Here is a 223-nt window from a genome sequence, read left to right on the forward strand (position 1 = left end):
CCGCACGAGGAAATCCTGATAGAGCACGGCCACCGACCGGAAGGCCGCCTCGGGATCGTCGAGGATCTCGCGCAGGATCGCGTCGAGCGCGGCCTCGCGCTCCGCCTTCGAGTCCTCGGTGGCCTCCTCGACCTGCGGCTCGGGGGCCGCCGCCGCGCGGGTGCGGGCGAGCTGGGCCAGAAGATCGTTGGTGGAGGGCGCGGGCGGCGGCGGCGGCGCGCGG

At 75.8% G+C, this 223-nt stretch carries 1 pseudogene; it reads right to left on the reverse strand.

From position 1 onward, the window contains the following. A pseudogene (locus E4K09_RS14085) lies at positions 1 to 223 on the reverse strand (ATP-binding protein); the annotation flags it as partial.

It is taken from the genome of Microvirga pakistanensis (genome assembly GCF_004458765.1).
GTDB lineage: Bacteria > Pseudomonadota > Alphaproteobacteria > Rhizobiales > Beijerinckiaceae > Microvirga > Microvirga pakistanensis.